The organism is Agrobacterium sp. GW821-FHT02D03, assembly GCF_059421725.1.
Genome location: NZ_JBWKVN010000003.1, coordinates 164,768 through 185,882, shown reverse-complemented (window position 1 = coordinate 185,882; position 21,115 = coordinate 164,768). Strand labels below are relative to the sequence as shown.

At 57.3% G+C, this 21,115-nt stretch carries 17 protein-coding genes and 2 pseudogenes; 7 read left to right on the top strand and 12 right to left on the bottom strand.

Annotation, left to right across the window (positions count from 1 at the left end; translation table 11 throughout):
- Position 1: 1 nt before the first annotated feature.
- The 4 genes from ligD to AC07U5_RS22520 all read right to left on the bottom strand — a co-directional run bounded on the left by ligD (position 2) and on the right by AC07U5_RS22520 (position 6,367).
- Positions 2-2,674 carry a DNA ligase D gene (ligD, locus tag AC07U5_RS22535; RefSeq protein WP_113260179.1) on the bottom strand — a complete coding sequence of 891 codons (2,673 nt, stop codon included), beginning with the start codon at positions 2,672-2,674 and terminating at the stop codon, positions 2-4.
- Positions 2,675-2,873: 199 nt separating this feature from the next.
- Positions 2,874-3,425 carry a DUF4142 domain-containing protein gene (locus tag AC07U5_RS22530; RefSeq protein ID WP_113260180.1) on the bottom strand — a complete coding sequence of 184 codons (552 nt, stop codon included), beginning with the start codon at positions 3,423-3,425 and terminating at the stop codon, positions 2,874-2,876.
- Positions 3,426-3,442: 17 nt separating this feature from the next.
- Positions 3,443-4,543 carry an alpha/beta hydrolase gene (locus AC07U5_RS22525; RefSeq protein ID WP_494724329.1) on the bottom strand — a complete coding sequence of 367 codons (1,101 nt, stop codon included), beginning with the start codon at positions 4,541-4,543 and terminating at the stop codon, positions 3,443-3,445.
- Between the two features lie 30 nt (positions 4,544-4,573).
- On the bottom strand, positions 4,574-6,367 hold the full coding sequence (locus AC07U5_RS22520; RefSeq protein WP_113260182.1) for a YbhB/YbcL family Raf kinase inhibitor-like protein: 1,794 nt from the start codon (positions 6,365-6,367) through the stop codon (positions 4,574-4,576).
- Positions 6,368-6,732: 365 nt separating this feature from the next.
- Between AC07U5_RS22520 and AC07U5_RS22515 the strand changes: the two are divergent.
- Positions 6,733-7,363: pseudogene (locus AC07U5_RS22515) on the top strand (UvrD-helicase domain-containing protein); the annotation flags it as partial.
- Here the strand turns inward: AC07U5_RS22515 and AC07U5_RS22510 are convergent.
- Positions 7,320-7,622: pseudogene (locus tag AC07U5_RS22510) on the bottom strand (IS481 family transposase); the annotation flags it as partial. The pseudogenes AC07U5_RS22515 and AC07U5_RS22510 sit on opposite strands and share 44 nt — an antisense overlap.
- Positions 7,623-7,798: 176 nt before the next feature.
- The gene (locus AC07U5_RS22505; protein WP_494724328.1) at positions 7,799-9,001 is read right to left on the bottom strand and encodes an MFS transporter; all 1,203 of its coding nucleotides are present in this window, start codon (positions 8,999-9,001) and stop codon (positions 7,799-7,801) included.
- A 128-nt stretch (positions 9,002-9,129) separates the two neighbouring features.
- Between AC07U5_RS22505 and AC07U5_RS22500 the strand changes: the two genes are divergently transcribed.
- On the top strand, positions 9,130-9,582 hold the full coding sequence (locus AC07U5_RS22500; protein ID WP_062597758.1) for a winged helix-turn-helix transcriptional regulator: 453 nt from the start codon (positions 9,130-9,132) through the stop codon (positions 9,580-9,582).
- A gap of 30 nt (positions 9,583-9,612) precedes the next feature.
- Positions 9,613-10,956, top strand: coding sequence for a pyridoxal phosphate-dependent decarboxylase family protein (locus AC07U5_RS22495; protein WP_113260183.1), 1,344 nt, complete (start codon positions 9,613-9,615; stop codon positions 10,954-10,956).
- 681 nt (positions 10,957-11,637) lie between these two features.
- On the opposite strand, the gene AC07U5_RS22490 is transcribed toward AC07U5_RS22495, so the two are convergent.
- Complete coding sequence (locus tag AC07U5_RS22490; RefSeq protein ID WP_312931235.1) at positions 11,638-12,051, bottom strand: SH3 domain-containing protein; 414 nt, start codon at positions 12,049-12,051, stop codon at positions 11,638-11,640.
- A 974-nt stretch (positions 12,052-13,025) separates the two neighbouring features.
- On the opposite strand from AC07U5_RS22490, the gene AC07U5_RS22485 reads away from it, so the two are divergent.
- From AC07U5_RS22485 to AC07U5_RS22475, 3 genes are all read left to right on the top strand, one after another.
- Positions 13,026-14,108, top strand: coding sequence for a DNA-binding protein (locus AC07U5_RS22485; protein WP_062597761.1), 1,083 nt, complete (start codon positions 13,026-13,028; stop codon positions 14,106-14,108).
- 180 nt (positions 14,109-14,288) lie between these two features.
- On the top strand, positions 14,289-14,453 hold the full coding sequence (locus tag AC07U5_RS22480; RefSeq protein ID WP_200944049.1) for a hypothetical protein: 165 nt from the start codon (positions 14,289-14,291) through the stop codon (positions 14,451-14,453).
- A 526-nt stretch (positions 14,454-14,979) separates the two neighbouring features.
- The gene (locus AC07U5_RS22475; RefSeq protein ID WP_113260185.1) at positions 14,980-15,945 is read left to right on the top strand and encodes a magnesium and cobalt transport protein CorA; all 966 of its coding nucleotides are present in this window, start codon (positions 14,980-14,982) and stop codon (positions 15,943-15,945) included.
- 46 nt (positions 15,946-15,991) lie between these two features.
- On the opposite strand, the gene AC07U5_RS22470 is transcribed toward AC07U5_RS22475, so the two are convergent.
- Complete coding sequence (locus AC07U5_RS22470; protein ID WP_113260186.1) at positions 15,992-16,411, bottom strand: type II toxin-antitoxin system VapC family toxin; 420 nt, start codon at positions 16,409-16,411, stop codon at positions 15,992-15,994.
- Positions 16,408-16,662, bottom strand: coding sequence for a FitA-like ribbon-helix-helix domain-containing protein (locus AC07U5_RS22465; protein WP_062597799.1), 255 nt, complete (start codon positions 16,660-16,662; stop codon positions 16,408-16,410). Before AC07U5_RS22465 ends, AC07U5_RS22470 begins: the two co-directional genes overlap by 4 nt.
- Before the next feature lie 423 nt (positions 16,663-17,085).
- Between AC07U5_RS22465 and AC07U5_RS22460 the strand changes: the two genes are divergently transcribed.
- Positions 17,086-19,401 (top strand): hypothetical protein, encoded by a 2,316-nt coding sequence (locus AC07U5_RS22460; protein WP_113260187.1) that lies wholly within the window; start codon positions 17,086-17,088, stop codon positions 19,399-19,401.
- Between the two features lie 43 nt (positions 19,402-19,444).
- Here the strand turns inward: AC07U5_RS22460 and AC07U5_RS22455 are convergent, their stop codons facing one another.
- From AC07U5_RS22455 to AC07U5_RS22445, 3 genes are all read right to left on the bottom strand, one after another.
- Positions 19,445-19,738 carry a type II toxin-antitoxin system RelE/ParE family toxin gene (locus tag AC07U5_RS22455; protein ID WP_113260188.1) on the bottom strand — a complete coding sequence of 98 codons (294 nt, stop codon included), beginning with the start codon at positions 19,736-19,738 and terminating at the stop codon, positions 19,445-19,447.
- 5 nt (positions 19,739-19,743) lie between these two features.
- Positions 19,744-19,989: a type II toxin-antitoxin system ParD family antitoxin gene (locus AC07U5_RS22450; RefSeq protein ID WP_062597800.1), complete on the bottom strand. Its 246-nt coding sequence runs from the start codon at positions 19,987-19,989 to the stop codon at positions 19,744-19,746.
- A gap of 173 nt (positions 19,990-20,162) precedes the next feature.
- A complete protein-coding gene (locus tag AC07U5_RS22445; RefSeq protein WP_312930948.1) occupies positions 20,163-21,113 on the bottom strand; it encodes a LysR family transcriptional regulator in 951 nt (316 codons plus the stop codon).
- Between the last annotated feature and the right edge of the window lie 2 nt (positions 21,114-21,115).

The following is a 21,115-nucleotide window of genomic DNA, read 5'->3' as shown; positions in this document are numbered from 1 at the left end:
GTCAGGCGGACGCCTTGCGAGCTTTGTTCAGCCGCTTGATAGCTTGCTCCAGCGAGCGGTGGCCCTCATTGTAGTCCTCCCATGCCGTGCTTGCCCTGAGCAGGCCCGGCGCTGTCCTGACGGTGAAACGCGTTGGATCGAGGTCAGCCCTCACCTGCGTCCAGTTCAAAGGCATCGACACCGTCGCTCCGGGACGTGCTCGGGGAGACAGCGGCGCGACCGCCGTCGCCATGCGGTCATTGCGCAAGTAGTCGAGGAATATCCGCCCTTCCCGCTGGTTCTTCGCCATCTTGATGAGGTAGAGATCCGGATTATCCCGCGCCATATCCTGGCAGACGTCATGCGCGAAGCCTTTAGCCTCGTCCCAGCTCAGCTTCTTCCCTCGACCTGCGGCGAGTGGCGTCACAACGTGCAGTCCCTTGCCGCCTGTCGTCTTGCAGAAACTGACAAGACCCAGTTCTTCCAGCCGGTCGCGTATCTCACGCGCGGCCTCGACGACTGCTGAAAACGCGACATTCGGACCGGGATCGAGATCGAAGACCAACCTGCCCGGAACTTCGGGCTGATCAGGCAGGCAGTTCCACGGGTGCAGTTCGATCCCCCCGATCTGGGCGATGGCGGCAAGTCCTTCGACGCGATCGATCTGCAGATAGGGTTTCTTGTCTCCGAAGACAGTCACGAGTTCCAGAAGATTGGATGTTCCCGGCATGGCATGGCGCTGGAAGAACTGTTCGCCACCAATGCCATCAGGACAACGAAGGATCGAGCATGGCCGACCTTTGATATGATCGATCATCCAGGCTCCGACAGCTTCATGGTACTGCGCGAGATCAACCTTGGTCACAGGCTGTTTGTCGCCTGCGTCGGGCCAGAGCGCCTTGTCGGGGCTCGAGATCATGACACCCATGACCTCCGCCTTTGCGCCTTTTCGCGAGCGTTTGGCCGGCGGCGTTTCCGTCTCAGGATCAGGAACATCGGCATCCGAGGGTGCTGCGGGCTCTTCGGCTTCGACCTCTGCGGCGGGCTTATCCTCGCGCAAGCCTTTGAACGCACCCTGACGGACCTGACCGTCCGCTGTCCATCCGGCAAACTCTATCTCGGCGACAAGTTCGGGCTTCAGCCAGACGATATCCTCTGTCTTTTCCGGCGCTCCAATTCCTGTGAACGGAGATTTGGAGGTTTCCACCTCCTGAAGTTTCGGCAGAAGTTGCTGGACCGTCTTGGCGCCGTAGCCTGTCCCGACACGACCAACGTAGACGAAGTGCTTGCCGCTGAAGACGCCAACAAGCAGCGAGCGGAATTTCCCATTGGTCTTGGCGTAGCCGCCGATAACAACTTCATGGCCGGCGCGACATTTGGATTTCGCCCAGGTCTTCGTCCGGCCGGAGACGTAATGAGCATCTGCCTGTTTGGAGACGATGCCCTCGAGCGACAGCTTGCAGGCCGACTTCAGGACGGCGTCGCCACCTGTCTCGAAATGCTCGACGAACCGCAAGCGGGGATCGTCGCCTGCATCGGCTATCAGGGTTTCCAAACGGGACTTGCGCTCGGTCAACGGAAGCTCTCTCAAATCCTCGTCGCCCTCGAACAGCAGGTCGAAGGCAAAATAGACGAGGTCGTCCGTCGTCCCTTCTGACAGTGCCGCTTGCAGGGCCGCAAAGTCCGGGGCGCCCTGCTCATCGAGCGCACAGATCTCGCCATCGATAATGCAATCCGGAAGCGCCGACGCCGCCTCTGCAATCGCCGGCCACTTTGAGGTCCAATCGAGTCCCTTGCGGGTCTTCAGCGTGACCTCGCCGCCGACGACGCGCATCTGGACGCGATAGCCGTCAAACTTGATCTCGTGGATCCAGCCTTTGCCAGCAGGAGGACGGGTCAAGCTCTCGCAAAGCTGTGGTGCGACGAAGCTTGGTATCGTTGTTTTACCACTTGAGGGCCTTGCTGCTTTTGGTCGAGCCGCCTTCGCCTTGACCGAAGTTTTCGTGCCAGCCTCGCGCTCCTCGGCGGCGAGACCCTCGGTGCTGTCCCACACCGCGTCTGCCTTGACCGTCTCGCCCTGCGTCATGAAAGGCTTGGGCTTCTTGCCCTTGCCGGCGGCGATTGCCTCCATGGTTCGGCCTGAAGCGACGGAGGTCTGGTTGTCTTCCAGTATGGCTGCGCCATTCTCGTCGACAGCGTAATCGTCGCGGTGCTTGATCAGCAGCCAGTTCGTCCGCTTGCCGCCGTCGCGGTCGTTGCGCATCCGAACCAGCACGAAGCTTCCATGGAGGCGTTCACCTTCCAGCGTAAACTTGAAGTCGCCTTTCGCCAGCGCCTGCTCGGGCGTCTTGTTGCCCTCTGGTTCCCAGTAGCCCCGATCCCACAGCATGACCGTTCCGCCGCCGTACTGACCTTTCGGTATCGTCCCTTCGAAGTCACCGTAATCCAGAGGGTGATCCTCGACCTCGACGGCAAGCCGCTTGTCTCCCGGATCGAGAGATGGGCCTTTTGTCACCGCCCAGGACTTGAAGACGCCATCGAGCTCGATGCGGAGATCGTAGTGCAGGCGGGTAGCATCATGCTTCTGGATGACGAAGCGGCGACGGTTGGATGCCTTGACCTCGATCTCTCCGCTTGGCTCGCGCGTCTGCTCAAAATCACGTTTGGATCGGTACTTGCTCAGATTGTCTGTCAAGGCAACAACTCCATACTCAGCAACGATATCATGGCCTCACCCAGCGCCAGAGTCGTAATCTCTCCCACGCTTCACTTTGGCTGAGCGTAGAACCCTCTGGTGCGGCGTTAGTTTCCAGAAAAATGCCTTCGCACGGTTCGCCAAAACCACCGAAGGCAAAAAACCACAGAGATCCAAACGCAGACGCGGCTAAAACGGCCTACTGCTTGGCAACAACCATCTTCACATGCGACAGATGCGTCTCCAGGCTTGGCAATGTTTCCTTCGCAAAGCCAACGACGGTCTGGTCGTCGCCGGAGCCCGCATAGGTCCGAAACAGTGCGATCGCCTCGAGATGCGCTTGTACCTGCATATCAAGGTAGAGCGTATCGAAATCCTTGCCCTTCGCGGCCTGCAACTGATCAAGCATCTTCTGGTGCTTGGGCGAAAGGACGATTGGGGACGGCAGTGGCGCTTCCTTTTTATCGAGTATGCCCTTCAGCTTCTCGCCGGCTTTCTGATGATCGGCGATGATCATCTTCGCCGCTTCCTTGAGGTCCCCCGATGACGCATTCTGCAAAGCCAGTTCGCTGGATTTGATCTCGAATTCGTTCGCGCTCGAGACGACGCTGGCGAAGGTTGATCGATCCACAACCATCATGGGCGCGGCATCTCCAGCAGGCTTGGGCGTCAGCTCCTCAGCCAAAAGAGGCTGTGCCAGCAGAGCGAGGGATAGCGCGACGTAGGATAGGTTTGAGAGATTCATCTTCATAGCCCTTTCTGAGGCGGTCACTTTGCTTTGGAGAACGCTTTGACGAGATCGGCATTGGCCGCATCGACCGCGTCTTTGGCCTTGTCCACCACCTTGGCCATTCCAAAGAATTCGTGGGTCACGCCGTCGTAGTTCAGTGCATTCACCTTCACGCCAGCAGCCTTTAGTTTTTCAGCATAGGCTTGGCCTTCGGAGCGCAGCGGATCGATCTGTGCGGTAATGACAGTCGCAGGCGGCAGCCCTTCAAGGTCGTTGCGACCAACAAGATTGATCCGTGGATCCGCGGTTTCATCTTTTGACTTGAAGACGTGCGAAACGAACCACTCCATATCCGCCTTGCCGAGCGGCGCGGCGTTGGCGTTTTCTTGGTAGGACGGGGTGTTCATGTCGTTGCCAGCAATGGGGTAAACCAGCAACTGGTGAACGGGCATCGTCGTTTTCTTTGCCTTTGCCATCAGCGCGACATTCGCCGCCAGATTTGCGCCGGCGCTCTCGCCTGCAACCGCGATCCGCTTGGCATCTCCATTCAGCGCGTGGACGTTTTCGACAGTCCAGGTATAGGCGGCCCAAGCGTCATCATGCTGAGCCGGAAATTTGCTTTCCGGCGCGTGATGGTAGTCGGCGGATACGACGATGGCTTTTGAACCCAGGGCAAGAGCTCTGGGCGTTGCATCATATGTGTTAATATCGGCGACAACCCATCCACCGCCATGGAAATACAGGATGACCGGGAACGGTCCCTTCCCTTCCGGAGTGTAGACGCGAGCTGGCAACGCTCCCGCTGCAGTTGGTATGGCAATGTCTTTCGTTGCGACGCCCGCTTCCGGCATCGGCGAGATCTTCTTGTCCCTCTGCACCGTGCGTGCGGCGTCGGCAGCGCTTGCCTGCGTCCGGGCCTGTGGCACAGTCAGGCCCGAAAAGGGTTTGGCATCAAGCCCTTTCAAAGCATCGAGAACGGCCTGCATTTGTGCATCAGGTTTTGCTTGTTCAGCCTGCTGTAGCTGTTGAGCAGTTTCGGCGGGTGCTGGGGCGGGCTGTTGGGCCCAGACCATTGCAGGAGACGACAATAGTATGACCGTCAGACCAGCGGTGCCAATTGCAGATTGTAAAACGCGCATGTTATTTCCTTTAAAGCTGGGATTCGGTCGTTATTGCTTGGGTGGCTCGATCTTCTGCTGATACGTACCGACGATTTCACCCTTCGCGATCACGTGGCCGGATATCGCAGACAAGAGCGCGTCGCGGTCAGATGTCGGGGGCAGATCGATCATGGAGTCGAGTGCGACGACCTGAATGTGATAGTGGTGCGGCTTGTCGCCAGGAGGCGGCTTTGGCCCGAAATAGCCGTGCGTTCCCGATGTGTTGCGACCCTGCAAAACACCCTCGGGTTCGACAAGGCGAAGCTGTTCCTGCAGACCCTCTGGAAGCGTCGTGACTGTAGCCGGGATGTTCCAAGCCAACCAATGAACAAACGGCTTGAGAGGCGAAGAGTCCGGGTCTTCCATGACAATAGCGTAGGACGCGGCCTTCGGCACCGCGCTCCATTTCAGGGCGGGCGAAACGCCATCGGCATATTCGCTGTACTTTGCTGGGATCGCCTGGTTGTTCGAGAACGCCTCGGTAGAGACGGTGATTTTTCCTTGCGTCTCTGTCTCGGGTCGATCCAAGGCCAACGGCACATCTGCGCCTTTTTTCGCCTGGGCTACCATCACATCTGCGGGAGTTGTGGCCGCTGACTTGGCTTTTTTGGCATCGCCGTTATAGGCAACTCGATAGATCACGCCATTGGCGTCATCCGCCATCAGCAGCGAACCGTCCTTGGCGACGGCAAGACCCACCGGACGGGCGAAATGCGTCTTTCCGCCGTCCGTCAAGAAGCCTGTCAGGAAGGGTTCAATGCTTTTGGGCTGGCCGTTTTCGAAGTGAATCCGGACGATTTCATAACCCGAAGCAGGGTTGCGGTTCCACGATCCGCGCATGGTCGCAAACGCATCGCCTGCAAACTCCGCCGGAAACGAAGAACCGTGATAGAATTTCATCTGCATCGGAGCGGCATGTGCCGTGTATCCGATCACCATTGGCTGGCTCTGGTCGCGCCATTGTTCCTTGGTCACACCGCCAACAGGCGTCGACTGCGGATAGATGTCACCTGCACCGTAAACATGCGGCCAACCGTACTGTTTGCCCTGTTCGATCTTATTGAGTTCCTCAGCCTGAACCTCGTCGCCCATCAGGTCGATACCATGATCGAGGCCCCAGAGTTCCCCGGTCGTCGGCTGCCAATCGTAGCCGATCGTGTTGCGCAATCCCGACGCAAAGATGCTGCGGCTCTTCCCGTCGGGCGTCGCACGAATGATCGTCGCGTTTTCGGGATTGCTCTCGTTGCACGCATTGCAGGTTGAGCCAACGCTGAGGTAGAGCATGCCGTCGGGCCCGAAAGCGAGGACGCGGTTTGGATGCTGGCCGGAATCCGGCAGATCGCCGATAATCATCTCAAGCTCGTCGAGGGTGCCGTCAGCTTTGATGTCGGCGACAAAAACCTCTTTAACTGTTGCGAGATAGAGCTTGTCACCCCTGATCGCCAGTCCGTGCGCTTGGGCGCGCGAAACGACCTGGAGCGGTGCCCGGTCCGCCTTGCCGTCCCCGTCTTCATCCTTCAGGAGAAGCACGTCGCCCTCTTCCCGACGGCTGACGTAGATGAAGCCCTTGTCGGAGACGGCGATGATACGACTGTTTCCTAGACCCTGCGCAAAGCGCTGCACCGTGAAACCATCAGGGAGTTTCAGTTGTCCAATGCGATCACTGGTTGGAGCGACTTTGTTGGGCTTGAATACGTTAGTAGTGATTTGAACTTCAGTACCGTCACCTTGCTGGGCGTAGGCAGCGGTACAGTTAAGAAGTGCCACTGCAACTGATGCAGCCAAAATAACGGGACGTCTCATTCGATACTCCTCCATCATGTTCACGAGCCGAACAAGCGTGAGTGGTCAAAGTTCCCTCTGCAGACCGTGCAATCAGCCGATGTCTTCCAGCCGCTAGCAAACCGACACAGTTCGTAGAAAAGCGCTGAAGAATCAAGCGACTTGAGAAGAGATCACCAACGAAGGTGCGGCCGCACGCCGCAGGCCCTTTCCAACGATGATCGCCCCTGGCATGTTCGCATTTTGTTCCGCGTAAGCTTCCTTTAGCGGCATCAGGTCTATGAGCACGCCTGAGGCATCATGAACTATTCAAGGGCGATGACATGGCCGCGTATCTGGAGAAATTGAACGAGTAACAGCGCAAAGCGGTCGAACACGGCGTTGGTTTGGCTCAACGGGTTCCCGCAGGCCCCCTCCTGATTATCGCTGGTGCAGGGTCAGGCAAGACGAACACCCTGCGCATCGCCCATCTTATTGTCAAAGGCGGCGACCCTCGCCGTATTCTCCTCATGACGTTTTCCAAACGAGCCGCTTCTGAGATGGCCCGTCGCGTCGAGCGTATCTGCCGCAACGTCTTGGGCACCAATACTGGAGTTCTGACAGATGCTCTCGCGTGGTCCGGGACATTCCACGGGACTGGGGAGCGCCTGCTCGGGATGTATGCCGAGCAAATCGGTCTAAACCCTGACTTCGCAATTCATGATCGGGAAGGCAGCGCCGACCTCGCGAACCTCGTCCGGCACGAGTTAGGCTTCTCCAAGACAGACAGCCGTTTTCCGACCAAGGGCACCTTGCCTGTCGATCTATTCGCGAGCCGTCAACTCGGAGACACCACTTAATGAAATTCTTCGCCATCACTACCCATGGGTCGCGACCCGGGGAGAGCGATCAAAGGAATTGTTCAACGCGTACATGGAGGCCAAGCAAGCGCAGAGCGTGCTCGATTACGATGATATCCTTCTCCACAGGGCGGAGATGACCGCGTCAAGCGCGGTATGGTCGGCTGCAGGGCATAGAAGCAGTCTTCCAACGGCAACAGGGTATAGCGCCGGAAGGCAACGATGACAGCCTCCTCTTCCACGGATAGGACCGTCGACTTGGCCTCTCTTGGACCGGTCGGAAGATCGGACGTCGACGCGCGTTTGCGCCACTTGGCCACGGTCTTCTGATTAATCCCGCAGCGCTTGGGAAGTGCCCTCAGGCTCTCTTGACTATTTTGTATTGCTCGACGGATTGCCTCTGTCGTCGTGGCGCTGTCGTGTAGAACCTGTCCCATAGTGAATCCCTCCAATCCTGCAAGGACAATGCACCACTAAATCCTGGGATCAAACAGGTAGGGCTGAGGTGCGCCGCGACGGCGAGCGTCTGGATCAGCGTCGCCATCGGATCGAGGCCGCCCGATAGATGCCGAAGGTGATTGGCATGAGAATGCACTACCTACCGCTCTTCTACTCATGGCGCCTCTTGCCGGTGGAGGGGCAGGTGAAGCGTGGCACCCCAAAGTAGTAAGGCGGTCGCACTGAATGCTCCGCCGAGCATTGACACACCAGACCATCCGGCATGGGCATATGCCATCGTCGAAGTACTGGCTCCGAGGGCACTCCCGATCGAATAGAACACCATATAACCGCCGATGAGACGGCTGCGGGCTTCGGGATGGCGTTCAAATATAATGGATTGATTGGTGACATGAACGGCCTGCACAGCAAGGTCGAGTACCACGACGCCGGCGAGCAGTAATGGCAGCGACACCGGCAAGAAGACGATCAATCCCCATGAGACCAGCAGTAGCGCGAGCGAAACCCCGCTGGTCCATTGACCGAAGCCGCGATCAGCAAGCCGACCCGCACCGTTCGCGGCGAGCGCCCCCGCCATGCCAGCCAGGCCGAACAAGCCGATCTGGCTGTGGGAATAGGAAAAGGGAGGTTTGCTCAGCGGCAGAACCAGTGTTGTCCAGAAGGTGCTGAACGTGGCAAAGATCAACAGCGCCAGAAGGCCGCGAACCAGCATTATCCTGTCACGCAGAAACAGAACCGGGATTGAGCGCAGGTTGGCGATGTAGCTTTCGGTGCTTTCCGGCGTAACTTGTCGTGGCAGGACGCGGATGAGCAGGCCGACCATTGCAGCCGTAAGAATAGCTGAGGTCAGATAGACCGCGCGCCATCCGCCTAGATCGGCAAGGATGCCGGCGATGAAGCGTGCGGCAAGGATGCCGATCACGATGCCGCTCGTGACCATGCCGACCGCCTTACCCCGCTCGGAGGGCGTTGCCAGCGTGGCGGCGAACGCGACCAGCACTTGCACGACCACAGCGAGAAACCCCATCGTCGCAAGGCTGACGAACAGAACGACCTCGGTTCTGGCCGTCGCAACGAAGACCAGCGCAATCACAGACAAGATAAATTGCCCGACAATGAGGCGACGGCGATCGAAGAGGTCGCCAAGTGGCACGATGAAAATCAGGCCCAGCCCGTAGCCGACCTGGGTAACCGTCACGACAAGACCGATGGCAGCAGATTTGATACCTAAATCCTGCGCCATCGAATCGAGCAATGGCTGGGCGAAGTAGATGTTCGCAACGCTGAGACCCGCGGCTACGGCGAAAATCAGAGTTGTGATCCGCGATAGGCCTAGGCACGTCTTGTTGTGCGTCATGTTGCTGTCTCCATGCTCCATAGCGATCTTGTTGGTGAACACAATCTGGTTTCATTTTAAGACCACTCGTGCTACCGAGAATCCAGTTCTGTTTTAGAACCAGAATCGGCAATTGGAGAGTCAGATCCATGGTCAAGCGGGTAAGCCTATGGGACGCAGCGTGTCCGGTAGCGCGTGCACTCGATGTCATCGGCGATTGGTGGTCGCTGCTGATCATCCGCGACGCCTTCGACGGCGTGCGACGTTTCAGCGAATTCCAGGCCGGCCTTGGCATTTCCAAGGGGGTGCTTGCAACGCGGCTGCGAGACCTGACCGAGCGTCGAATTCTCGAAACGGCACCCGCCTCGGACGGATCGGCCTATCAGGAATACGTGCTGACCGAGAAAGGGCGAGGCCTATTCCTCGTCATCGTCGCGCTGCGCCAATGGGGCGAAGATCATCTTTATCGCCCGGGCGAGCCGAGATCCTCGCTGCTGGAAAGCGAAACAGGCGCTCCCGTCGCTCGACTGGAACTGCGTGCAGAGGGCGGCAAACCACTGGATTGGACCGATACCACAGTGAAGAAAATCGCTGATCGCTAAACCGAAATCAGCCCGAACAAGGAAGCAGACATGCAGGAACTGGAATTGATTGCGGAGGCCGATGAGCGCGGCCGGAATTACTTGGGCGGGATAGAGCAGCGTCCGCCGTTCCCCGACCAGGCGGCGCGTGATGGGCTTGTAATCTTCACGGAGGCCTTCCCGGACCAGGGGCAAGGGGCGGCTGAGACCTTGCGGATGCTGGATATCTATGGCTCACCCGCAACCACGGCGTCGAACGGCCCGCGCTATTTTGGCTTTGTGATCGGGGCGGCACTGCCAGCGGCAGCCGCGGCGGAACGCTTGATGCTGGCATGGGATCAGTGCGGCTCATCCTATGACAATTCGCCTGTCGCGGCGACGATCGAGAAGGTCGCCGCTCGCTGGCTCCTCGATATTCTCGATCTGCCGCGCGAAAGCGCTGTTGGCTTCGGTACCAGCGCAACCGCGTGCACTTTAACCTGCCTGTCGGCGGCGCGGCGGTCGTTGCTTGCGCGCCTGGGATGGGATTTCGATAGAGACGGCTTGATCGGCGCACCGGAAATCAAGGTTGTCGTCTCCGAGACAGTTCACATCACGGTGCGAAAGGCGCTTCGGCTGCTCGGATTTGGAACCGCGCGCCTGATCCTCGCACCAACCGATGGTCATGGTCGGATCGACCCTGATCGACTGCCCAACTTGGATGGGCGAACCATACTTTTCCTTCAGGCCGGCGAAGTGAATACCGGCGAGTTCGATCCCTTCGTGCCGCTTATCGAAGCCGCACGTCGAGCCAATGCGTGGGTGCATGTGGACGGTGCGTTCGGTCTGTGGGCGCGAGCATCGTCCCGCCGCGCGGTGACCGATGGGATCGAAGGTGCTGATAGCTGGACGACGGATGGCCACAAATGGCTGAACACACCCTATGACGGCGCAGTAGCGATCTGCCGTGATGCCGAGGCGCTTGCCCAGACCATGAACGCCGATGCGATTTACGCAACCGCTTCCGCCGATGCCCAAAAGAATCTGACGCTGGAATTTTCGCGTCGGGCGCGCGGAATACCGATTTGGGCCGCCTTGAGAACGCTCGGCCGTGAGGGTGTGGCTGCATTGGTGGATCGCCATTGCGATGAAGCCGGCTGGCTGGCGGACCGGCTCCGCGAAGGCGGTCTCGACGTTCTCAATCGCGTGGTGCTCAATCAGGTGCTGGTCCGCTGTGGCGATGACGAGCGCACCGCACGAATTCGGTCGAGAGTCCTCGATACCGGCGCGGGCTGGTTCGGCAATACGGTCTGGCAAGGCCGAGCAGCCTTCCGCATCAGCCTGTCGTCTTGGCGCACAGAACATGAGGACGTGGCGCGAATGGCCAATGCGTTGGTGGCAGCAGCGCGCGGTTAAGCCACAATTACCATTCTTCTAGTGTTCGGGCAGGGATGAGCCATGTGAACATACCTTGAGCAAGGCCTCAGTTGACGTCGAAGGAGCGGAGCTTTCAGCCAAACGCCGAGAGACTCGATCACAGTACTCGAAGTAAAAGTCTGACACCTTGGGACGGTATCCCTTTATTCTGATTTAGGCGAAGTTGTAGTATCCGGCGACATGTCTGCCTCGCCCCCCAGCTGTCGTTCGCCATCTTGGCGGCACATGTCTGCTTTTCTACTCAGCGGAAACGAGGGAAGTCCTCGCGGTCTCAATCGGGGGCTACCTCCTCACCTTCGCCGTTGATAAGTATTTAGAGGCTATCGATGCCCCCGCGCGCCCACCGGGGAGAGGATTTTCCGAAAGGTGTTCGACTATGTCTGGAGCGGATTTGAGCCACAGCATATCGATGGCTCGAAATAGCGGGAAACAGCCGAGCATTATCAACTGGCCTAAACTCGTCGTACCGCAGATAAAGGATTTCCCGCCACTAAAGCGGGCCGCAACGACGCTACAACCGGTATCGGGTTGAGCCTGGGGCTCTGAGTGGTGTCGGCTCGAAAATGCGATAGCATTGGTCGCCAATTGCGCTCCCGTCTGATGTGTAGATTCTGGCCACTGTTTGCCAACCAAAACGGCAACGTCCAGATGACAATGCAGTCAGTTGTAGGCTTCGATCATCGATCTCGTCACGTCGCCAGCAAAGCAGATAGGCGCATACCCTCCCGGCTTCGAATAAGCGCTCCTGCTACCGCATTTGTGGCCGCGCCTGTCCGTGCTGTACGGGCACGCACACGTCCCAGGATAGCCCGCGATAGACTCCGCAATGATCCTTTGGATGATGATCGACGGCGAAATCTTCGGCTTGACCTCGACGGTCTCCTTGACCTCCGGTGCTTCGCGTTTCGCAACGGGCTCATCATCACTCAGAAACCTGCTCGCAACCCAGCCTACGCGCTGGGTAAGGTCGTCTTTCACGCGAGACCATTGGCCTTCATGGGCCAACACCATCACGCGTTTGCCCATATTGAGCCGGTCAAGGATATTGGCTTTCGCGTTCGGCGCCTGTCTCAAGGCAACGCTGTTTCCCCGCACGAACTTGGGCTCAGCGCGCTCAGTGTTCTGCGCAGGAGGCACGGGTGTCGAGCGTATTATCGCTGTCGACGGTGGCGGGAGCTTTGACGGTTGATCCGTCGCCAGTTTCGCGGGAGCTGACTGTGAAGACACTGTCGATGATGGAGGTGCCACACCTCGGCCACCCTCTGGCGTCTCGCCGAGTTTCATGATCCCGAACAAGATCAAGCCGCACAGCAGCAAGTACCGTTTTTGCATAAGCGCCCCCTAAAGCACTATTGCAGAGGCCACGCGCTTTGATCAAGTAGTACGAGAACACGCTTTAACTATACCGCGTGCATCCTGCAGGTGGAGGGAGCGAGAGGCTCCTGACGACTTAGTGGCACTTGCTGAAAATCGAGCCGCACTAGCTTGACCCGAGAACGTCGAATGCAAAGCTAATCACCTCGTCTGCGGCAAACGCTTAGTGCGTCGATTGAATCCTCGGCCGCGGATTTCAAAGCCCTACCTCCCCGTCGACTGGATGGCTCTGGCAGGCTGCGGGGCGCCCGAGATCGCGGCGGTCACCGTGGTCCCGCAGTGTCTTAGCGTCCTCGCGGATTTGACGCTAAGCGCGTTGCAGAAGACGATGAGAGCGACATGACCTCCTGCCCTGATGCGTGATGGTGCGCTCTAGCGCGAAGGAGCGGGATCCTGGGCGGCGCGAGCTGGCGGTGTTTGTGACGGCTGCCTAAAAAAGGAAATGTCTGGTCTTTTTTTAGGCGGAACGATGTCCTCACAAAAGTGTTTAGGTGTGGTTAAACGCAGTCGACCAGGCTGCGCCGCTCTTTGCGTGCAGGAAGCTATAACGAGCTTCAGATCAGCTGCTCGCGAGAACTGATTTCTTTAGAGGAGACCCTCATGAACTCGATCATTTACTTGGTGGGACTAGTCGTAGTTGTCCTGTTTGTTCTCTCTCTGTTGGGGTTACGTTGATGGTAGGATCTGAATTGATTGAGAACCCAAATCGCAGCTACGTTGACTGGCCAGCGATTTTTGCTGGAACCGCTATCGCATCAGGTACCATGGCCGTGTTTACCGCATTCGCCGGTGGGCTGGGATTAAATGCAATTTCCGCCGACAACGGCGGCGAAATCAGCATGACATGGCTCATCATCACCGGCCTGTTCGTTGTTGTCTCGATGGTCGCCTCCTACATGCTCGGCGGTTACATTGCGGGCCGCATGCGACGGCCGATTTCGGATGGTACAGCACGTGATGAACGGACGACGCGAGACGGTGTAAATGGTCTTGTTGTATGGGGCATAGGCACAGTCGTTTCAGCGTTTCTAGCGCTCGGTGTCGTTTCGGGTGGCGCAAAGGCAGTCGGGAGTGTTGCGCAGACAGCGGTTGAAGCAGCCGGCTCTGCAGTTGGTGGCGCAGCACAAGGTGCAGGTCAGTTGGCAGGCGGCGTCGTGTCTGGCGCTGGTAACGCGCTGGGTGGTGTTGCTCAAGGCGCAGGTCAGGCTGCCGCTCCAAGCATCGAGCAGTCGCTGCCACAGGGCCTAAAGACGAACCCGATCGACTATTTCACCGATACTATGCTGCGGACGGACACGCCTGCTCCTGGGACCGATCCGAACGCTGCTGACTTCCAGCGTCAGGCTGGCGGCATCCTGAGCAATCTGCTTTCCACGGGCGAAATTTCAGAGGGCGATAAGGCGTGGCTGGCCAACCAGATCGTTGCTCGCACGGGTATCCCGCAGGCTGACGCACAAACGCGGGTGAACCAGACCGTCGAGCGTGTGCAGGCTGTGCGGACGGCAGCGCAGCAAAAGGTTGATGAGGCGCAGAAGAAGCTCGAAGAACTTAGAGCGCAGGCTGAGAAGGCGGTCGAGGACGCTAAGACAGCAGCGGCAGACGCCGCAGAAAAGGCGCGCATCACAGGCATTCTCACAGCATTCCTGTTGGCAGCTTCGTCACTCGTGGCCGCAGTTGCAGCCTATATTGGCGGCGTGCACGGCGGACGTCATCGCGACGAAGGTCGCGTGTGGGGTGGCCTTGCGTATCGTAAGTAACTAGACGCAGTGAGGCTCATCGTAGAGGGCCTCACTGCTACAAGCGGCAGAAGGGTCGGTGCGGTTCGCCCGGCCTTTTTGTTTTTGGATTGTCGGTATTCATTCCTTGATGACAGCGCGTGCCATTGTATGGAACCCCGTTTCCGCCAGATGCATTTGTGGGCCGTAAGGAGAATGCACATGGACGAATTGAGAAACCAGCCGTACACCGTCGAGCAGCTTCAGCAAGAGTATGCTCTGAGCCTGCCCAAGGCTGTTGAGGTGTTAGATCGTTTTGGCGGAGACCGGTCATTGATCGATAAGATGATGAAGCGATGTCCGCAACGCGAAAGCAACCGTCACTGAACGGGTTCAAAATCGCTCAGAAAATGCACGCAACCCACCCTCCGCGCTGGATAAGGTCATATTGCCCACGGGGCCACCGGCCCCTTGTGCCAATATCCCCACCTGTTTGCCCGGATTTAGCTGGTTAAGGATGCTGGCTTTCGCGTTCGGCGCCTGACTTAAGGTAGCGCTTTTTCCCGCACGAACATTGGTTGAGCGCGCTGAATATCTTTGCGCAGGCGGCAAGGGTGTCGAGCAATTAGAGGGTGACGATGGCGGCAGAGACCTTGACGGCTGATCCGGCGCCAGTTTCGCGGGAGCGGATGGCACAGTGGCTGTCGGCGATGAAGATGCCGCGCATAACCGCAATAGCTCGATCCGAAAAGGCCAATGCAAGATTGATGATCTCGCCGCTGGGCTCTATTAGCTTCGAGTGCAGACTCGTCCGTGAACCTTTAAGCCCTACCTCCGCGCCGACTTGCGTGTATCAAGTTTTCGATGTCTTTACCTATCCCGCCTCCCGTCATAGCAGCTTCAACGGACCCAGATGACAGTCGTCGCATCCTATCTCTACCGCAACGGTAAGCGCGCCGACGCGGTCGCACTCTTTTCGCAACCTTTCGAAACCACCGCGGGCGACTTTGTCTGGATCGGACTGACCGATCCAACGGTCGAAGAAATGGCCTGCCTAAAAGCGATGTTCGGGCTTCATTCCCTTGCGGTCGAAGATGCCCTCAACGGAAGGCAGGTGCCCAAAGTAGACATCTACGGCGATCAGCTGTTCGTCGTCGCCAAGACCGCACACCTGGAGAACGACAAGATCATCTACGGTGAGACCTGTATCTTCGTCGGCCAGCAGCACGTCATCACTGTCCGGCACGGATCGGCAAGATCGCACCAGAAACTACGCGAGCAACTCGAGCAGGCGCCGCAGCTCCTCTCGCACGGTCCGGACTATGTTCTCCACGGCATTCTGGATTTCATAGTAGACGGCTATCTTCCACTGGTCGAAACGATCGAAGATCGTGTCTTGGAGATCGAAAAGCACGTTCTGATTTCTTTCCTCGAGCCTGAGCAGATCCGCAGGATCTTCCGGATGCGCAGGCAGGTCATCAAGTTTCAGAGGGTCATTGGTCCAATGGCGGAAGTTGCCAGCAAACTTGCCCATCTTGAACTGCCGTGCGTCGACAACAATGCAAGGCCGTTCTTCAGGGACGTCCATGATCATGTGCGCCGGGTGGAAAACATGGTGATCGGGCTGCGCGATATCGTGACGTCCGTCTTCGAAGCCGCAAATCTTCTCGAGCAACAGCGACAAGGCGCGATCACCCGGCAGCTTGCCGCATGGGCGGCAATCCTAGCGGTGCCAACTGCAATCGCCGGTATCTACGGTATGAACTTCGAAAACATGCCTGAACTCAAGACCGAGTATGGATACTACGTCGTACTCGCGACCATTTTGGTTTTATGCGCCATTCTTTACTACCGTTTCAAAAAAGCAGGCTGGGTGTAGACAGCTCTTGATGAGAGTCGAACTGGCGACCTGCAATTTTTGAGGCTTAGGCGGCCCAGGGATTTATAACTCTCAATCCGGCTGCTTCAAATGGGTTTGTATCTCGCGTCGCAACCGCGAGATGGTTTTCTGCAGCCGTAGCAGCAATGTATCCATCAGCCTTCCCGATCGCCTTTCCAGATGTTCGACTGCTGGCCATCAGGTCCGCGTAGAATCGGGAGGTAACTACATTAAAGGGCAGAATGCGCCCGTCGAAAATTGGTAGAACTTCACCTTCAAGACGATCGTGGAGAATTGTCTGACGCTTCCCCGATGGCATTGAGGCAATCCCGAAACGAAGTTCCGCAATCGAAATAGCAGAAATGAATAGCGTTTCGATGGCCTGTGCATCCAACCAAGTCAGCACAGCAATATCAGGAGCTGGCTTCCAAGGCTCAGATATTACATTAGTGTCCAGCAAGATCATTCGAAAGTCATCGGTACCGCCGGAGTCCTGTCGCGCTGTTGTTGCAGGGCTTCGACATCATTGTTTGACATTTCGGCGTCACGGCCAATGGCAGCGAGAAGCGAGCCGAGTTTCACGCGTCCAGAAGGACGAACGGCGGCTTCGAGAATGTCACGAATTTCGGCCTCGGTACTACGACCGTGGTAAGCTGCTCTTGCGCGTAGTGCCCGATGAGTTTCATCAGAAAGGTTTCGTATGGTCACCGCCGGCATTCGTCCGATCCTATTTATATTTCGTCGTGATATCACTAACACAGAAATGATAGCATTTTCAAGTTGTACGACGAGAAGGAACTCGTAATCGTGCGCGTCTTTCGCCTTGATTGGAATCAAACCGCAAACCATTGGCTCAATGAGGCTTTCGCGGGGCAGAATTTGAATGGCGATCGCGCCAGGCGTTGATGCTCCCCACCAGACCGAAAAGTTCGAAGTTCCAGCATGTGATCATCGCTCAGTAATCCTCGAGACCAAAGTCCGGTTCTTGATACATCACCCCGAAAGGAGCACGTAATCCGTCGCACGACAGCGCGTGTGTGAGCCCGGACAACTCTGCCCGAATTTTAAAAGTTGATTAACTTCATCCCATTAGCACGCCGACCCCGGGCTTGGGGCCATTGTTTGCTAAGGGTGACCTGAATGAGCATAGATACATCTGCAACTGCCTTCCGGCGAAAGATCTCCAGCTTTTGTGAAGTGAAGTTGACATCGCTTTTGAGTACAGCTGAGCTTCGCGCGTTCTCTGCGTATATGTTGCGTCTGATTGACGATCGCACGCCCCCGCCAATGATGGGTAGACATGTGGATTGGATAGAGGTCACGCGTGAGTGCGGCCTGAGCCAAACCTCTGCAAAACTTCGACGCGTCGCTCAATACGGGTTCGATGCCATCTCGCGATGGCTGGATGAGAGCACAGCAGACCGTTCGACTGATCGAGCCACGCCCAGAGCAAAACCTGTCAGGCAGCGTAGCAATAGTACAACGGCCAGAAAGGAATCCGAAATATCTGACAGTACCAGAGCAAAGCCTGGCCCTAAGCCGAAACCAATTGAGGAGTTTCCAAAACCACTCTTCGACGTCTACGACGATCCCGTTTCCTTTCAGGCAGCGCTTCAATTTCATATCGATCGCTTTGGTGAAACGTACTACCATCTGCATCGAGCAATATTTCGCGAAGGTGATGCTATTGAAGCAGCGGATCTTGCAAGCTGGTTGAAGGGCACGAAAGTGCCACGCAGCGTGGCGAATCTGGAAATACTTGGCCGCATTGAACGACGATACCGGTTGCCGCAAGGCTATTTCAAGGAAAAGCTCCCGCACCAGGCTCGCGCTGGCGTCGGGTTCGACGTTGGCGATGAAATCTCTCTAGCCGAGCGTCGCCGTCTTGCCTGGCACCTACCCGACGATTTCAATTCGCTCCCCAAAGAGAAGCGTGCGGAAATCCTGGAATGGGTACGGCGTGTCATCATAACGGGTGCCACTGACTATCGACGATTCCAGTCGCAGGCAACGAAGCAGCGCTACGCCATCCGCTTTCCCGGTGTCACATATGGTGGATTGACCAATCAAGTTGGGTCAAACAGGAAGGCAAGGTTTGAACAGCAAAACCGAGAGACAGAAGACCCCGATATCCTGTCGGGCGTGATCGATGCCCCTCCTCAACTGTCGAGCGAAATGTCGAACTTGATGGCATTCAAGACCGCCACGTTGACGGCGGTGGGCTTCAAGAGAAACGGCGTGTGGGGCGAAGAGACGGCATCGCAGAAGCTCGAGCATCTTGGATTGATGTTCGGCGCGCTGGCAGCTTCACCTGAGAGCGAGGTCTCGGGCAGAGGTGTGCCACTGCGCGCCTTGACGTTCGGCCTCCTCGTTTTCCCGAGCGTGTGGGACTGGTATCTCCAGTGGCGGGAACGGCGGCGTGGCTTCTATACAGCTTGGGAAGCCGATATGCTCAGTATTGCCTTGTCCCTGACACGGGAAGAGACCGGATGGATCAGGCAGCATCCGGAACTCACCAAACGTGTCGTTCCAATTGATGGTCTGGTCACAGAAGAGGAGATCGCGTTCGCCAGGCGCGACTGGCATGCCTGCTGCGATGCGTTTCATGCACATGCCAGGAACCGTATCAGAGAAATTCAGCGCGTGATGCGCGTCCATCGCGATCCATTCGAGCCGATCATGTGCGTGCTGGAGGCGCCAAGGCCGCTTGCGGAATATCGAAAGATCACCGACGAAATCCTGCTGAGAATGCCGGACAAAGATCGATATCCGAGGGCGGCTGCAGAGTCAGTCCGCTCATTCCTCATGCTGCGATTGGGTCTCCATCTAGGACTACGACAAAAGAACCTGCGGCAACTCATGTTCTGCCCACGCGGTCACTTCCCCACCTCAGAAAGACGATTGGAGGAGATGCGCCGCGGTGAAATTCGATGGAATGATAGAGAGAATGGCTGGGAAGTGTTGATTCCGTCTATCGCGTTTAAGAACGCCAACTCGTCCTTCTTCGGATCAAAGCCCTTCCGGCTCATTTTGCCTGATCTGCTCGATCTCTACCACTACATCAACGCCTACATCGAGCGGCACCGCAAGGTTCTTCTCGGTCCGGCTGCTGATCCAGGAACCTTCTTCATCAAAACCGTCAAACTATCGAGTTCGGACGCGTCCTATAATCAGACGACGTTTTACGAAGCCTGGCGCCTGATCATTCAACGCTATGGCATCTACAACCCCTATACCGGTCGCGGCGCTATAAGAGGGCTACTGCCGCATGGACCCCACAATGTCCGGGACGTGCTGGCAACCCATATCCTCAAGCTGACAGGCTCTTACGAACAGGCGAGTTACGCGATCCAGGATACGCCGGAGATGGTGCAACAGCATTATGGCCGCTTCCTTCCGCAAGACAAAGCAGCATTAGCGGCCAAGATACTGAACCAAGTTTGGGAAGCGGCCTGATCCCAAGGCGATAGAGCAAACTCCGTGGGTTCCATACCTCGAGCTAGTCGTCGCTGCTCGCCCAGTCTTCGTGGCCGTGGCGGATGCGGATCACAAAGACTACATCGTCCTCGCCTACCATGTAGACAATGAGATGTGCCTTGAACGGGTGGATACGCACGGGCGGTTGGATTTCGTGGCGCTCTCGCGCCATCCCGGGGTGGCGGGCAATTAGATCGAGCGTCTCGAACAGCTCATCGTGGTAACGCCGCGCATGAGGTGTACCGAAGTTGCGCACCCCATACTCAGCGATTCCGATGATGTCTTCTTCCGCCTCAGCAGAAAGAACATAGCGCATGAGGTTTAGTCGCTGACTTCAGCGCGGGCAGCCGCGACCTTGAATAACTCATCACTGGTCCGGTTGCCAGTTCCACTCGCGATGCCTTCGTCTACGTGGCGCTGCATAGCCGCCACCTTTTCCGCGCGCATTTGATCCCTACGAATAAGATCGCGAACATAGTCGCTGGCGTTCGAATAGCGCCCGGTCTTAGCCTGAGTTTCAACCCACTCCTTCATAGGATTGGGGAGAGAGACGTTCATAGTTGCCATAGGGACCTCCAAGAGGTTCAATATGTAAGATTATGGCAAACTTTGTCAATGCGCCCTTCAACTACTTGTTTCGGCCCAACGCTATCAGAAACTCACGGAAAAGATCCTGTAGCGTTTTGAGCTCTTGATGAGAATCGAACCGTCACTCGACAAGTTGTGGGAGCACTGACTCACTAAGTATTTGATTTGTCGCCCGTTGCTATTCCCCCATCAACCCACCGCGGCGGTGCGCCAATATGGGCCTTGAGTGCTTCCGTAAACGCCCTGACCTTGGCGGACGGCACCTGGAGAGCACGAAGGAGATAGATGCCTGAGGATCGCTCGTTCCATCGCTCGCCGCGGAGCTTCAGCCGGATGAGATCACCTGCCTGCGTGGAGGGTCCCGAAACCCAGCTTGGCAAAAAGGCCACTCCCATTCCGGAGATCGCAGCGCTGTTTAACGCTTCGAAATCATCGGACCGGAAAGCCACCTGTTTGCAGGCTTCGCCGGCGGGGCTTCCGAAAATATCAGACCATCCGAGCAGATCATTGCCATGAAGCTTGTCGAGAAGGCGATGATGGCGGAGCGCAGTCTCGTCTTCCGGCTCGCCATGCTGTTCGACATAGCCACGGCTGGCCACGAGGATGCGGTCAAGCGGAGCAAGCTTCGTGGCAATCAGGGAGCTGTCCGCAAGCTCCCCCATCCTCACAACGAGGTCGAGCCGTTCGGCGACGGGATCAGCCAGCCGCTCGGTAAGATCCAGCTCGACATGTAGGCCCGGGTGTTGCTGCGCTAGCGATGCGAGAACAGGAATGACATAGCGTTTCCCGAAGGTTGGGAAACAAGCGATGCGGAGCGTGCCGCTGACCGCACTGTCGAAGGCGGCAACCTCGGCATGGGTATCGGCCAGGTCATCGAGCAGGCGCTGGGCGCGTTCAAAGAGGTGACGGCCCGCGTCCGTCAATGACAACGCTCGTGTCGAGCGAACAAGGAGACTGACGCCCAGGTCCTGCTCGAGCGCATCGATCTGACGAACGACAGCCGAGGGCGTGACAGCCCTACGCCGAGACGCAGCGGAAAAGCTTCCAGTCCGGACAACGTCGACGTAAACAGCGAGATGTTCAGCGAACCGTGGATCTCTCATCT